The organism is Catenibacillus scindens, assembly GCF_014202115.1.
GTDB classification, from domain to species: Bacteria; Bacillota; Clostridia; order Lachnospirales; family Lachnospiraceae; genus Catenibacillus; species Catenibacillus scindens.
In genome coordinates, this window is record NZ_JACHFW010000012.1 from 24,549 (window position 1) to 39,624 (window position 15,076).

Sequence of the window (15,076 nt, forward strand, 5' to 3'; positions counted from 1 at the left end):
ATTATTCAGCCTCCTTTCCCTGACTCCATTGCTCCAGAAGTTGCACTATGACACTTCTCATATCTTCTTCTGTATAATCAGATGGAAAATACTTTCTCAGTTTCTTCTCTGAAATCAGATTTTTGGTATTTGGAGTTCTGCCAGGCTGGCTATCGTTAAGGATAGCGATCAGCTTTCCTTCTGTCATGATTCCTGTTTTGCATGCTTCTCTCAGTAATGCAATCTGCTTAGGCTTCACCAATCCATTGTCCCTGATGTACTCAAACAGCCACTTCTGGATTTCCTGATCAAGGTAAGAAATCTCAACACCAGAAGTGAAGGGGATCCGTTTCTTATCAACATACTCCATTAATTCTGGAATAAGTTCTGTCAAACGAATGTATCTTCTTATTTGAGCTCTACTTACTCCAACCTCCTCACCAAGAATGTCTGCCGCTTCTAACTTTCGCTCATTTTGAGCGGAAGTGTTTTCTCCAGATAAATCATTTCTTTCACCTTGACGTTTCATAGCACTAAGTTTCATTTTATAAGCATATGCCCGTTCGCTCGGCAGTAATTCCTCCCTCTGGATATTCGCATCAACCATAGCGATTACGGCCTCATCATCTGTCATCTCCCTTATAATAGAAGGGATTGCAGTAAGGCCCGCCAGTTCTGCAGCATGAAGTCTTCGATGACCAGAGATCATTTCATAGGTATCCATACCTGTTGGACGGATCAAAACCGGTGACAATACTCCATTCACCTTGATGCTTTCCACCAATTCCTGCATCTTATCGTCATCAATGACTTTGAATGGATGTCCCTTAAATCCACTAATCTTGCAAATTTCAATATCCATAGCTGCTTCTTCATTCACTACACCAAGCAGTTCTTCCACACTTTTGAAATTCAGTCTTTCACTCATCTTACTTGCCATCGCTTAATACCTCCTGAGTCAATTCTTTATAAGCATTAGAAACTTTACAGTTTACGCAGTGACCATAGATACTGATTCCCTCAGCACTAGCCTCCGCCGCTTTTACTGATACCGGGATAACACTTTCAAAGATTGGAATATTGGTTCCATAGGTTTCCCTGACCTTTGTAGATACGTCTTTCGCATAATTGGTTCTGAAATCTACCATGGTAAGAAGGATTCCTTCAATAATCAGTCGTCTGTTCAATCGCCTCTTTACCATGGAGATAGTTTTGATCAGCTGCTGAAGACCCTTGACCGGCAGGTATGCAGCCTGGACCGGAATTAATACGGAATCCGAAGCAACCAACGCATTGATAGTCATGGTCCCAAGAGAAGGCATACAGTCAATAATAATGAAATCGTATCTTTCTCTCTGCATCTCGATATACTCTCGCATGATCATCTCCCTGCTCATCACATTGGCCAGAGTCTGCTCCATAACAGATAATTCGATATTGCCAGGAAGCAGATCCACACCTTCCTCGTGGTGATAAATACCTTCTTCCGGATCGATATTCTTCTCATTAATGATATTCATGAGAATAGTTGACAGGGTTATCTTAATCTCATCCGGCTCCCCGATACCAAGACTGGCACTTAAAGATCCCTGCGGATCCGCATCGATCAAGAGCACTTTCTTACCTTCTTTTGCTAATCCAATGCCTAAATTCACTGCTGTGGTAGTCTTGCCGACTCCACCTTTCTGGTTTGCGATAGAAATAACCTTACACATTTTTCTTTTCCTCCTTCTTTCTCTGGCGTTCTTTGCGCTTGTAATCTTTCTCTAAAAGTGCGATAATCTCTTCCTTCATTTGCTCGGCACTGTAATACCGTGGGAAGTACTTATACATCTGAGAGTTCTTGAAGATAACTCTGCTCATATCTGACTTCTTGATTTCACTCAGGATCTCGTTGATTTTCTGCTGGGTCAGCTTCTTTTCCTGACTCAAAGCCTTAATCCGCTTAGCCTGAGCTACGGAAGGAGTTGCCTGCGCGTAATCCATACCGTTCAGTACCCATTTCTGCCCAACTTCAGATAAAAAGGAGAGTTCCACCGCCGGATTAAAGGAGATTTTTCCCTCATCTAGCATATCCAGTAATTCTGGAACCAATAATGTCAGACGAATGTACCTTAGTACCTGTCTTGGACTTTCCCCTGTTTCCTTTCCGATCAGCTGAATCGTCTTGGTTCCCTTGATGGATTCCAGCTGTCCTTCCTGGGTTCTTCTTCGTTTTCCGGTCTTTCTCTTCATCGCTTCATTCTTCATGTAGTAAGCAAATGCCTTCTCACTGAACAGAATCTTATCCCGATGAAGATTAGAATCCACCATGGAAATGATTGAATCCTCTTCTTTCATGTATCGGATGATCACCGGTACCTGGGTATATCCAAGTTTCTCGGCACAATACTTTCTTCGATGTCCGGAAACGATCTGATATACTCCTTCTCTTGTCGGCATCACGATCAACGGATTCATAATTCCATACCGTTCAATGCTTTCCATGAGCTGTGCCATAGCCTCATCTTCTTTGACTTTGAATGGATGATTTTTAAATGGCCTTAATCTCTCCAGTCCAATCTCTACGACTTTCTCACTCTCGGGATGAAACAGTTGCCTTTCTTCGCCCGGATTGCTGCTCGCATTCTTTTTGCAATTCATTAGAATTCCCTCCTTTTTCAGCTATTAAAATGCAAATAAAAATGCCCATTCACGAGACCATTTACAGATCTGTGAATGAGCATTGTCATTCGATAACTTATATAGAGTTGTCATTCAATGAATTTTTGCTAAGAAAGTACTGATTTTAACAATACTTAACGCTAACCATACTGGCGAAAACAGCATCGTCGCCATAATTTCTTAGAAGAATTCATTTTACTTTTTTGGAAATAGGTACTTTTTTGTTGGGAAATTTTCATTATCCGAATCCCTATTTCGTTTGCAATTCCGAGGGTAAAACGGAGTGATTTTACACCGTTACAAAGACAAATCGGAATGATTTCGCAATTTCTGCTAATCATTCCGATGCCCACCGTCGACAAGAGGATTTGAACCTCCGACCCTTCGCTTAGGAGGCGAATGCTCTATCCAGCTGAGCTATGCCGACATACGATTTTTGGCTTAAAATCAAGGTTATTCAGCCTTTTTGATCACCCGGATCGGTGACCGATTTTTTCTATTTTCAGCCGATATTTTTTTCGGCGAAAATGCTATTTGCGTCCTCTGCAGCACTTGGCTTTTCTAATCAAAATTCTCAGTACCGAATTGCCATCGACACCTGAGTACTTTTCAAAAGTTCTCAGTACAGGTCCTCGCTTAGGAGGCGAGTGCTCTATCCAGCTGAGCTACGAAGACATTCTCTGTTTTTTGGCTTAAACACTAGGGTTTCAGCCATTTGGCCTCATGACCTTTTATATGATTACAGTCAATTTTCATCGACTGGAAATCATCCGATTGTCCTTTGATTTAATTTGTAGTGCTACCCAAATCTGGGGAATACTCTTTCATAAATTCGAGGTATGACAGATTTGATTCGGACACTTCAGTGAGATTTTTTCTTATCCAAAGGTGCCTGCTAAGGTATTTCCTTAGGAGGCGCTTGTTTTATCCGTTAAACTAACAGGACATCTGCCCATTTACTGGACTACCAACAATCATACACCAAAATCGCGCGTCTGTCCACAACAAATTTAAACAAGTCTCTCATCAGAAAAATCAATCATTCCCTGAAGCCATATATTTCCCCGGAAACGACGTCCCACAGCCGGCTCTCCCATGAGATCCGCCTTGTTGATACACACATCAAAGACAAAATCGTTACATTCAAGGCATAAACGATAGATCTGCTCCCCCGTACAGTTATTTTCAAGAACATCTACAGACAGAATATTGCCGAGAATAGAATACTGATCACAGGAGATTCCGTAAGGCATAAAATAAGTCTCCACAATTGAGAGTACATCTTCGTTTTTAGCTCTCCGGGAAATCACTGTATACAGATCAATATCTTCCAGAGTCAGGCTCTCAATAGCCTCCTGATCTCCCTGCCTGGCCGCAGCAAGCATCTGGTTGCGGTGAATAGCCTCTAATTTTTTCAGTTCCCTGTGATTGTCAGGTTTTACCAAAGGCAAAATAATCTTTCCTGACAGGGACAGAGCTGATAATGTTAATGGGAGTTTTTTCAGAATTTTTTCATGATCCATGGAGTATTCCATATAATCTTTCATATTCAATAGCTGAAAAATCAGCGACACTCCCAAATTAATATCATCGCAGACTCCCATATAGGACTCTTTATCTGCAAGCTTTTCCACAGAAACATACTCTGTTGCTGTCACATGTCTCCCTTTCAAATAGGGAAAATAAAATTCCGGTTCAAGGTCAGCTTCCGGTGTAAATTCACCGAAAGCCATAATTCCCACAGAATCCGCATATTCTTTAGCCATACCTCCGAAAGCGGAATCCATGCGGACTGGCGACATAAAAACTTCCGTCGGTTCATCTAAGACGTTCTGAAGGATTTCCTGATACTGAGTCTTATCTTTAATATCACTGAAGCCTATAGCTCTCATAAAATCATGCATTGATTCCACCTCCTGGGCAATAGCAGCTTATGCTGTCCTCGTCTGATAAATACCTGCCTCTGGCATATATAACACGCAAGACAGTTTATTATATAACAAGGACGTCCATTTTTCAATATTCTAAAAACAATCGGCAAAGTTCCAAAACTTCCGCTGGCTTTTCAATCTGCATCAGCATCCCCGCTTTTGGAATCGACGCCGTCTCAATTGCCGGATTAAAATCGGTATACTCCTCAGCCGCTTCCCTGGATTCTTCGTCATCACTGCCGATCACGTAAATACTGTGATCCAGTTTGCGAATAGCATTGCCTATATAAATATCTGTAAAATGACTGCGAACACTTGCGTAGAGATACCTGGCCGACGGACCTCCAAGATGAGCCGCCTCATTCATAATCTCTGCCATCTGTGCCGGCACTTTATTTGAATCGTGGAAATAATATTCCCTGCACAATCCCCTGAAACTGGATTGACTGCTGATCATGTTATAGAGGCACGTTCCGATTAAAGGAGTCTCCATAAGATATTTCAGTGCTTTATGGTTTGCCTTTGGCGTTTTAGCTGTCGCCGAAATTTTTTCCGGTTGAATGAAAATCATCCGATTAAAGAGAGATGGCTCCACAAGACAGGCCATAGTTGCAATGGAAGCCGCGTTCTGGCTGGTCATAATATCTGTTTTGCCTTTAATAACGTCCCGAATAAATTCATTCAAAAGCTGTACATATAAATAGTTTGTATATGTAATCTTAGGTTTCTCTGAGCGCCCGCATCCCAAAAGATCAAGGGTATAAACCGTATGATGCTTGGACAGTTCTTCTTTCAATTCATTCCATTCTGCCTCACACGCTCCATAATGTATTCTGTGAACCAGCAAAAGGGGTCTGCCATTTCCCTGCTTCGTATAATAAATACGGCCAAAACGCCATTCATAAAAGGAATCCGTGGAGCCGCCAAGACGGCCTTTCCTTGTTGAATTAAAGAATATGACCTGATTTGCAACATGTATTCCGGCAGCTATAGCCACAGAAAATGCTGCGGCTGCCAAAAACTTTCTCTTTTTGCCCATAATCATCGTTCCTTCCTACAGCGTTCCCCCAATGGAACCTTTTAAATAGTGCTTTTCAGCGCTATCAAAAATAGCTGAACTAATATCATTATATGATAATTAACATATATATACAAACATTTTTTAATGGATATTTTTTGAAATATATTGTAAAATGGATACAGTCTATATAAAAGCAACAACACTATCGAACATATGTTCTATATCTATTATTTCTTTATTCAGAAAGGATTCTTTATATGAAAAACAAAGTTGTGGATTTATTAGAGCAAAATATTGAAGGAATGTCTCACGATGAGCTGAGCCAGCTTGTGGAAATTCCTCCCAAAACAGAGATGGGCGATTTCGCATTTCCCTGCTTTCGTCTCGCGAAAATCTACCGCAAAGCCCCTCAGATGATCGCTCAGGATCTGAAAGAAAAAATTGGGACAGCAGACTTTTTAAATAAAATTGATGTTCAGGGAGGATATCTGAACTTCTTTATTGATAAAGAGAAATTTGCTCAGCAGATTATTGAAGATTATAGAAACGCCAAAGAGTATGGAAGTTCTACTGAAGGCAACGGACAGACTATTTGTATCGACTACTCATCCCCTAATGTTGCCAAAAATTTCCATGTTGGTCATTTACGAACAACTATTATTGGAAATTCTCTCCACAAGATTTTTAAAAAATTAGGCTACAATGTAGTGCGCATTAATCATCTTGGAGACTGGGGAACACAGTTCGGCAAGCTTATTGTCGCCTATAAGAAGTGGGGAAGTAAAGAGGCCGTTGAGCAAGACGGTATCTCCGAATTAATGAGTATCTATGTAAAATTCCATGAGGAAGCTGAAAAAGATCCCTCTCTCAATGATGAAGCCCGTGCCTGGTTTACAAAAATGGAACACGGCGACAAGGAAGCGTTGAGTATCTGGAAATGGTTTTTGGATATCAGCTTAAAAGAGTTTATGCGCGTTTATGATATTCTTGGCATGGAATTTGATTCATACAACGGTGAAAGCTTCTATAATGATAAAATGCCGGCTGTTATTGAAGAGTTAAAGGAAAAAGGTCTTATCACTGTCAGCGAGGGGGCACAGATCGTAGATCTGGAAAAATATAATATGCCGCCCTGTCTGATCACCAAAAAAGACGGAAGTTCCCTTTATGCCACAAGAGATATTTCCGCTGCCATTTACCGTCAGAATACTTACCACTTTACAAAATGTCTCTATGTCACTGGTTTAGAGCAGAAACTCCATTTTGCACAGTGGTTTAAAGTCATTGAATTAATGGGTTACGACTGGTACAAAGGATTGGTTCATATTCCTTATGGTCTTGTAAGTCTCAAAAGCGGTAAGTTATCTACTCGTAAGGGAAATATTTTATACGCCGAGGATATTCTTAAAGAATCTATTCAAAAGATTCATCAGATTATTGAAGAAAAGAATCCTGATCTTCCAGACAAAGATACTGTGGCTAAGCAGGTTGGTATTGGCGCCATTATCTTCAATGATCTCTACAATCAGCGTATTAAGGATGTCCTTTTTGACTGGGATAAACTTCTGAATTTTGATGGAGAAACCGGTCCCTATGTGCAGTACACATACGCACGGGCAGCCAGCGTTATCCGAAAGGTCGGAGACATTGACCCTTCAGTCTTTGATTACTCAGTGTTGACAGATGATGCATCCATGGCGCTGTTAAAGGAAATTTCAAGATTTCCTGAAGTCGTTAAGGACGCATCCGAAAAATATGAGCCTTGCGTTGTTGCCCGCTATGCAGTATCACTGGCACAGACTTTTAACAAATTCTATCATGATTGCCAGATCAATGTAGAAGAAGAAAATGTCAAATTTACTCGGACAAACTTGACTCGTATTGTAAAGAATATTATTCGAGATGCCTTAGATCTTCTCGGAATGTCCTGCCCTGAGCAGATGTAAATTTTTGTTTCACGTGAAACATCATCAGGCTACCGGGGTGCTATCACCGCCCCTCGAATAGCCGTGTTTCACGTGAAACATATCTCTCTTCAGTATCTATCTATTTTTTAATAAAAACTGGTTTATCAAAATTTATTTTTCACCCCTCTAGTATATTTGATTTATTATATTTGTTCTTTATTTCCATTAACTTCTATAATTTTACTTATTTTCTCTGATTTCACTAATGTTTCACGTGAAACAGTTTGTTTTTTTATATTACCTATCTATGGCTATCTACATTGAAAAATGTTATAATGGTCTTTAGTTAATGACAGAAGAAAGGGTGGTTTTATGGGCAGAATTATAGCCGTCGCCAATCAAAAAGGCGGCGTTGGTAAAACAACGACAGCGATTAATTTATCTGCGTGTTTAGCAGAAAAAAAGAAAAAGGTTCTTACAATCGACATTGATCCGCAGGGAAATACAACCAGCGGATTAGGTGTTGACAAAAATATGGTTGAAAACACTGTCTATGAGTTATTTTTAGAGGAATGCGCTCTTAAAGATTGTATTCAGCCTAGCGTAATGGAAAATCTTGAAATCATTCCATCGAATATAAACTTGTCCGGTGCTGAAATCGAACTGATTTCCATGGAAAACAAAGAGTATCTTTTAAAGAATAATCTTGATGCAATCAAAAATGATTATGATTTTATTATTATCGACTGCCCCCCATCTTTAAATCTTTTAACAGTAAATGCCATGGTGGCATCAGATACTGTGTTGGTTCCTATACAATGTGAATACTATGCCTTGGAGGGACTGAGCCAGTTGATGCATACCATTGATTTGATTAAAGAGCGCCTCAACCCAAAATTGGAAATTGAGGGCGTAGTGTTTACAATGTATGACGCACGCACCAATCTTTCATCCCAGGTTGTGGAAAATGTAAAAGAAAATCTCAACAAAAAGATTTATAAGACAATTATCCCCAGAAATGTAAGACTAGCGGAGGCTCCCAGTTATGGAATGCCCGTAAACATGTATGATTCCCGTTCCGCTGGAGCTGAGGCATACCGCTTTTTAGCAGAGGAAGTCATTGAAAGGGAGGATGAAGACGCATGGCTGTAAATAAAAAAGGTGGGCTTGGACGCGGTCTTGACGCCCTGATTGCGCCGCCCAAACAGAGTGTACATAATTCAGGAACAACTAAAAATGACAGAACAGACCGTGTTATTGAAAAAATCGTGGAAAAGCCGGTGGAAAAGATTGTTGAAGTTCCTGTCGAAATAGAAAAAGTTGTTGAAAAAATCGTAGAAAAACCCGTAGAAAAGATTGTTGAGAAAATCGTGGAAGTTCCAAAAGAAACCTATTTAAGAATAGATGAGATTGAACCTAATCGTTTTCAGCCCAGGAAAAACTTTGACGAGGATTCCCTTCAGGAATTGGCTGACTCTATCCGCCAATTTGGAGTTATACAGCCATTGGTTGTTCAAAAAACGGATTACGATTTTTATGAAATTATCGCCGGAGAACGTCGCTGGCGGGCTGCCCGCATTGCCGGATTAAAGGAAGTTCCTGTTATCATAAAAGATTACTCTCCTATGGAATCTGTGGAAATTGCTCTTATTGAAAATATCCAGAGAGAGGACTTAAATCCTATTGAGGAGGCTATGGCATTTCATCGACTGATCGAAGAGTTTGGATTAAAACAGGATGAAGCAGCAGAGAAAGTAGCAAAAAGTCGTACAGCAGTGACAAATTCTCTTCGTCTGCTAAAATTGGATGATCGTGTCAAACAGATGATTATTGATGATATGATTTCCAGCGGTCACGGGCGAGCCCTTTTAGGCATTGAAGATAAGGATGAACAATATCTAACAGCCACTAAAGTATTTGATCACAAAATGAGTGTTCGAGAAACTGAAAAACTGGTAAAAAGTATAAATACCCAAAAAGGCTCCGCTGAGAAAAAAAAGACCATTGATGAAGAAAGCCTTCTTGTCTTAAAATCCATGGAAGACAGAATAAAATCTATTGTTGGAACTAAGGTTACTATCAAAGGTAAGGCCAATAACAAGGGAAAAATAGAGATAGAATACTATTCTATGGATGAATTGGAAAGAATTATGGATCTGTTTAACACAGTTTCCTCGACAGAAGCATAGAAATTCAGCTTATACAGAAATTACAGGAGGATATAATGGAAGTACAAAGCAGACTGCTCTCTAATTTATCGTTTGATCCGGGAATTTTAATATATATGTCATTAGCTCTTCTGCTTGTGGCATTTATTCTTCTTATTGTTCTCTTTATCAGGCAAAACGCTCTATTAAAGAAATATAGGTCCTTCATGCGCGGCCGTGGCGGAAAAAGCATTGAAGAAGTATTAAGAAAACGAATTGACGAGATTGATAAATTAAAAGAAAATGACGCGTATATTTCCAGACAGCTTAAATATCTGGAACAGGCAGTATCCCGCTCCTATCAGAAATGCGGCATTGTCAAATATGATGCTTTCAAAGAGATGGGCGGCAAGCTCAGCTTTGCTTATGCCCTGCTCAATGAAGATAATTCGGGCTATATCATTAATTCCATACATAGCCGCGAGGGCTGCTATACTTATATCAAAGAAATTATCAAAGGCGAATCATTCCTTCCTCTCAGCGAAGAAGAAAATGAAGCATTTGAAATTGCTAAGCAGGCCGGATTGGCAGATGAGTTAAAAGCGACAAAAAATTGATCCGCTGCGGTCGGTGATATGTGCCACCGGCCACAGCAACGCCGAATGGAGGCGCTCGCGCCTCTGCTTGGCTTACTGTCCGCAATAAAAAACGGGCGAAGATTAAGGAAATCTTCGCCCGTTTTTCATTTCAAAAAATATCTATGCCTGGCAGGAACAATCATGAGGCTGGTCATCAATATGGTAAACCATATGCTTATGCTCAATCCCAGCATCCATAATGATTTCATCGTTGTCTACAACAAAGCCGCATTTTTTATAGAAGTCCACAGCGGAAACCTGAGCCAAAAGAGTCACGTCTTTTCCGCCAAGGCTGCGGGCTTTTTCAATCAAAGAAAGCATGAGGAACTGGGCATAGCCTTTGTGACGATAAGCCTTTAGCGTAGCTACACGTCCTACTTTATAAACTGTATCGCTGACTTTGATCAATCGCCCCGTGGCCACAGGAATATCTTCTTCATTATAGACAAGATAATGCCCGCAGGATGTATCCAATCCGTCATACTCCTCTTCTTCAGACACATGCTGCTCTTCAATAAATACCTTGCGGCGAATTTTAAAACATTCTGAAAGATCGTCTAAAGCTCCCACCAAAAATTTTCCTCGGATCATACTAAAGGCTCCTTCCCCGGTGTACCCGCTTTTCTCGGATATTTTTTTTGTATCGGCGCATTTTTTCTTATAATGACAAAACTTCTCCCAACATCTGTCCCAGGAAGCGTCATTTTCTCACAGCGAGAGATATCGCTGCTGAGGATATGGATTGCTCTCTTTGACTGTTTAACCTCATCATCCACATGTCCAGACTTGTAGGAGACAAAATATCCACCGACCTTTACAAATGGTAAACAATATTCAGATAAAGTAGCCAAATTAGCAACAGCTCTGGAAACGCACAGATCAAACTTTTCTCTGTACTCTGTTTTTCTTCCCAGATCTTCCGCCCGGCCATGAACAGCAAGCACCGGAAAATTTTCTTCATAAATCCCCAGGGCATCAATAACTTCCTCAAGAAATCTAATTCTCTTGTTTAAAGAGTCCGCCAATACAATGTTAAGCTGAGGAAAAGCGATTTTTAAAGGAATCCCCGGAAATCCCGCACCTGTTCCCAAATCAATAACCTTCAAAGGCTGTGTCAGATCCATTGTTTTTGCGAGAAGGAGGCTGTCAATAAAATGTTTTTCCACAACATCGTCAAATTCAGTAATGGCGGTCAAATTCATAACTTTATTTTTTTCAACAAGCATCTCATAATATTTCATAAACTGATCCAGTTGATTTTCCGAGAGAGAAATCCCTATAAAATCTAAACCCTGCTTAAACTTTGATAAATCTCTCATTCCAATTCCTCACAATAAATAGTTTATTTATGTAAATATATTATGTAAATTTAGCATAGAAGTATATTGTACCAGCATTCCCACCATCCCAGGCGGCTGAACTGGTACAATATTTTCTCATGCCCATTTGCCGGGCCACTCATCATATATCTTTCTGGTGTCCCCGGCGGTACTGCTCCATAAAAATCAGAAGTACCGATATATCCGCAGGGGTTACTCCGGCGATACGGGAAGCCTGCCCTACAGAGGCGGGACGGATCCCGTTCAGCTTCTGCTGCGCCTCAATGCGGAGTCCGCGGATCTGGCTGTAATCCATATCCTGGGGCAGTTTTCTCGACTCCAGCTTTTTAAACTGTTCCACCTGATGAAGCTGACGTGTAATGTAACCCTCATATTTGATATTAATTTCAACCTGGTCTGTTACTTCTTTTGAAAGACTTGGCCGCTCCGGATCAATGGGGGCAAGAACATCATAATTTAATTCCGGCCGGCGGATCAATTCCGCCAGTGTAGCCGCGGTTTTTAAAGGTGTACTCCCGTTGGCTTCAAGAAGTTCTTGAACCTGATGCCCGGCGCCAATGTTGACATTTTTCACCCTTTGGATTTCTCTCTGGATCTGATCCGACTTTTCAATGAGACGGTTATATCTCTCATCGTCAATGAGCCCGATGTCATGACCAATAGGCGTAAGCCTGAGATCTGCGTTGTCCTGTCTCAACAGCAGGCGGTATTCTGCCCTGGAGGTCATCATCCGGTAAGGCTCGTGAGTTTCTTTAGTCACAAGATCATCAATGAGAACGCCGATATATGCTTCAGATCGTTTAAGGATCAGAGGTTCCCTTCCCTGAAGCTTCATAGCCGCGTTGATCCCGGCAATTAATCCCTGAGCCGCCGCCTCCTCATAACCAGAGCTTCCATTAAACTGCCCTCCGGAGAAAAGTCCCTCTATAGCTTTAAATTCCAGAGATGGCTTTAACTGGGTAGCCGGAATGCAGTCATACTCTATGGCGTAGGCATTGCGGACAATCCTGGCATTTTCCAGCCCCTTTACCGATCGGTACATTTGATACTGAACATCCTCCGGCAAGGAACTTGACATTCCCCCGATATACATTTCATTTGTATACAGCCCTTCCGGCTCAATAAAAACCTGATGTCGGTCTTTGTCAGCAAATTTAACAATCTTGTCCTCAATGGACGGACAATATCGTGGACCAGTACCCTCAATAACCCCGGCATACAAGGGAGATCTGTCCAGATTGCTGCGGATGATCTCGTGGGTTTTTTCATTGGTATAGGTCAGCCAGCAGGACACCTGATCTCTCTCAATGTCTCCGGGACGATTTGTAAACGAAAAAGGTACAAGCTGCTCATCCCCTTTTTGCTCGGTCATCTGAGAGTAGTCGATAGTTCTCCCGTCAATTCGGGCAGGTGTTCCAGTCTTAAAGCGGACAAGCTCAATGCCAAGGCGTTCAAGAGCCTGGGTCAGGTGATTGGCCGCCTGGAGGCCATTAGGTCCGGTATAAGTGATCGTCTCGCCGCACAGGCACCGGGCGCGGAGATAAGTTCCTGTGGCCAGGACAACAGCACGGCACGGATAGATGCCTCCCGTATGGGTGACAACACCGGTCACATGGCCGTCCTCCGTGAGAATGTCCACGATCTCCGCCTGTTTTAAGGTGAGATTTTCTTCATTCTCCATGACCAGACGCATCTGTTTCGTGTATTCCGATTTATCCGCCTGGGCGCGGAGGGAGTGAACCGCCGGCCCTTTGGACTGATTCAGCATTTTAGACTGTATAAAAGTTTTATCAATGACCTTTCCCATCTGGCCGCCCAGGGCGTCGATCTCCCGGACAAGATGTCCCTTGGAACTTCCTCCGATGTTTGGATTACAGGGCATGAGGGCAATGCTTTCAATACTTACAGTAAAACATATGGTGGACATTCCAAGCCGGGCGCAGGCAAGGGCAGCCTCACAGCCCGCATGTCCGGCTCCCACCACCGCCACGTCATAAGACTCATAGGTATATGCCATGATCAAAACGCTCCATTTCTATTTATTTTCCCATGCAAAAATCGCTGAAAATCGTGTCGATAAGATCTTCCCCCGCAGATTCGCCGATCATAGTGCCTAAAGTTTCATAGGCATTCATCAGATCAATGGAGAAAAAATCTTCCGGCATCTGATCTTCAATACTCTGAAGAACCAGTTTCAGACTTTCCAGGGCGTCGGCAATAGCTGTTTTCTGGCGTACATTAGTAATATAAATCTGGTCATTAAAGGACAGATTCCCGTCAAAAAACATATTTTTAAGAAGCTCTTCCAAAGCATCTATGCCCTGTTCTTCCCTTGCGGAAATCTCCACAATAGGATGATGGGTTTTCTCTTCTAATATAGCTTTGGTTGTCACTAAATTCAAGTCTATTTTATTGAGAAGGACAATGGCTTTCCTGTCCCTGATCATCTCAAGAATCTCCATGTCATTTTCATCCAAGGCTGTGGAACCGTCCACCACGTAGATGATCAGATCCGCGTCTTTGGCCGAACTTTTTGCCTTACTGACACCGATCTTTTCCACAACATCCTGGGTGTGGCGGATGCCCGCTGTATCCACGACATTCAGCAAAATCCCGTGGACATTAATAGACTCCTCCAGAGTATCCCTGGTTGTTCCGGCAATATCTGTGACAATAGCCCGCTCGTCCCCAACAAGGGCGTTGAGCAGAGAAGATTTTCCCGCGTTTGGTTTCCCAAGGATCACTGTCTTGATCCCTTCTTTCAGCATTCGCCCATTGTCCGCCAAATCCAGGAGTTTTTGAAGCTCCCGGATATTCTCGTCAACAGAAATTTTCAGCTCCTCTCCGAAACTGTCAGCATTAATATGTTCCGGATCATCCAGGGCTGCCTCAATAAAAGCCACGCTGCCGATAATATTTTTCCGTATATGGCGAATCTTTTCAAGAACGCTGCCCCGAAGCTGCTTTACAGAGCTGGCCAGGGCATAGTCATTTTTCGCGTTGATCACATCAATGACCGCCTCTGCCTGAGTCAGATCAATGCGGCCATTTAAAAAGGCCCGCTTTGTAAACTCGCCGGGCTGAGCCGGCCGGGCCCCGTATTTGATCACTGTCTCAAGAATTTTCTTCATGACAACAACGCCGCCGTGGCAGTCAATCTCAACCATGTCCTCTGTCGTATAGGATTTAGGCGCCCTCATGATCAGCACAAGAACTTCGTCAATAAGGACATCCCCATCATAAATATATCCGTAATGAATGGTATGGCTTTCCGCGTCTCTCAGATGTTTCTTTCCTCCGGGACTTTTATAGATCCGGTCCACGATCTCAATGGCCTGACTGCCGCTGACGCGGACTTTTCCAATACCTGAACGGGTCATTCCTGTAGATATGGCCGCGATCGTATCTTTAACCATGATCAAACTCCTTTCATTGTAACGAAAAGGAGT

At 42.1% G+C, this 15,076-nt stretch carries 13 protein-coding genes and 1 tRNA gene; 4 read left to right on the forward strand and 10 right to left on the reverse strand.

Translation table 11 applies throughout. The features are described 5' to 3' along the window. Position 1: 1 nt before the first annotated feature. From HNP82_RS13125 to HNP82_RS13150, 6 genes are all read right to left on the reverse strand, one after another. Positions 2 to 919, reverse strand: a complete 918-nt coding sequence (locus HNP82_RS13125) for a ParB/RepB/Spo0J family partition protein (RefSeq protein ID WP_183775449.1) — start codon at positions 917 to 919, stop codon at positions 2 to 4. Then, positions 909 to 1,694: a ParA family protein gene (locus tag HNP82_RS13130; RefSeq protein WP_183775450.1), complete on the reverse strand. Its 786-nt coding sequence runs from the start codon at positions 1,692 to 1,694 to the stop codon at positions 909 to 911. Before HNP82_RS13130 ends, HNP82_RS13125 begins: the two co-directional genes overlap by 11 nt. Continuing rightward, entirely contained in the window at positions 1,687 to 2,622 is a 936-nt protein-coding gene (locus HNP82_RS13135) for a ParB/RepB/Spo0J family partition protein (RefSeq protein ID WP_183775451.1), read from the reverse strand. The genes HNP82_RS13130 and HNP82_RS13135 overlap by 8 nt, the downstream gene beginning before the upstream one ends. Positions 2,623 to 2,996: 374 nt before the next feature. Then, a tRNA-Arg gene (locus HNP82_RS13140) sits at positions 2,997 to 3,070 on the reverse strand. A 583-nt stretch (positions 3,071 to 3,653) separates the two neighbouring features. Then, on the reverse strand, positions 3,654 to 4,547 hold the full coding sequence (locus tag HNP82_RS13145; RefSeq protein WP_183775452.1) for a DUF3881 family protein: 894 nt from the start codon (positions 4,545 to 4,547) through the stop codon (positions 3,654 to 3,656). 112 nt (positions 4,548 to 4,659) lie between these two features. After that, the gene (locus HNP82_RS13150; RefSeq protein ID WP_183775453.1) at positions 4,660 to 5,613 is read right to left on the reverse strand and encodes an alpha/beta fold hydrolase; all 954 of its coding nucleotides are present in this window, start codon (positions 5,611 to 5,613) and stop codon (positions 4,660 to 4,662) included. Positions 5,614 to 5,852: 239 nt separating this feature from the next. On the opposite strand from HNP82_RS13150, the gene argS reads away from it, so the two are divergent. From argS to HNP82_RS13170, 4 genes are all read left to right on the forward strand, one after another. Continuing rightward, positions 5,853 to 7,541 (forward strand): arginine--tRNA ligase, encoded by a 1,689-nt coding sequence (gene argS / locus HNP82_RS13155; protein WP_183775454.1) that lies wholly within the window; start codon positions 5,853 to 5,855, stop codon positions 7,539 to 7,541. A gap of 333 nt (positions 7,542 to 7,874) precedes the next feature. Then, complete coding sequence (locus HNP82_RS13160; protein WP_183775455.1) at positions 7,875 to 8,654, forward strand: ParA family protein; 780 nt, start codon at positions 7,875 to 7,877, stop codon at positions 8,652 to 8,654. Then, entirely contained in the window at positions 8,645 to 9,691 is a 1,047-nt protein-coding gene (locus HNP82_RS13165) for a ParB/RepB/Spo0J family partition protein (protein ID WP_183775457.1), read from the forward strand. The genes HNP82_RS13160 and HNP82_RS13165 overlap by 10 nt, the downstream gene beginning before the upstream one ends. Before the next feature lie 35 nt (positions 9,692 to 9,726). Further along, entirely contained in the window at positions 9,727 to 10,266 is a 540-nt protein-coding gene (locus HNP82_RS13170) for a DUF4446 family protein (RefSeq protein ID WP_243164770.1), read from the forward strand. 141 nt (positions 10,267 to 10,407) lie between these two features. Here HNP82_RS13170 and HNP82_RS13175 read toward each other — a convergent pair whose 3' ends face one another. The 4 genes from HNP82_RS13175 to mnmE all read right to left on the reverse strand — a co-directional run bounded on the left by HNP82_RS13175 (position 10,408) and on the right by mnmE (position 15,043). Next, entirely contained in the window at positions 10,408 to 10,878 is a 471-nt protein-coding gene (locus tag HNP82_RS13175; protein WP_183775459.1) for a GNAT family N-acetyltransferase, read from the reverse strand. Further along, on the reverse strand, positions 10,875 to 11,606 hold the full coding sequence (gene rsmG, locus HNP82_RS13180; protein ID WP_183775461.1) for a 16S rRNA (guanine(527)-N(7))-methyltransferase RsmG: 732 nt from the start codon (positions 11,604 to 11,606) through the stop codon (positions 10,875 to 10,877). Before rsmG ends, HNP82_RS13175 begins: the two co-directional genes overlap by 4 nt. 142 nt (positions 11,607 to 11,748) lie before the next feature. Continuing rightward, positions 11,749 to 13,644 (reverse strand): tRNA uridine-5-carboxymethylaminomethyl(34) synthesis enzyme MnmG, encoded by a 1,896-nt coding sequence (gene mnmG / locus HNP82_RS13185; protein WP_183775463.1) that lies wholly within the window; start codon positions 13,642 to 13,644, stop codon positions 11,749 to 11,751. A 22-nt stretch (positions 13,645 to 13,666) separates the two neighbouring features. Next, positions 13,667 to 15,043, reverse strand: coding sequence for a tRNA uridine-5-carboxymethylaminomethyl(34) synthesis GTPase MnmE (gene mnmE / locus HNP82_RS13190; RefSeq protein WP_183775465.1), 1,377 nt, complete (start codon positions 15,041 to 15,043; stop codon positions 13,667 to 13,669). Positions 15,044 to 15,076 lie beyond the last annotated feature (33 nt).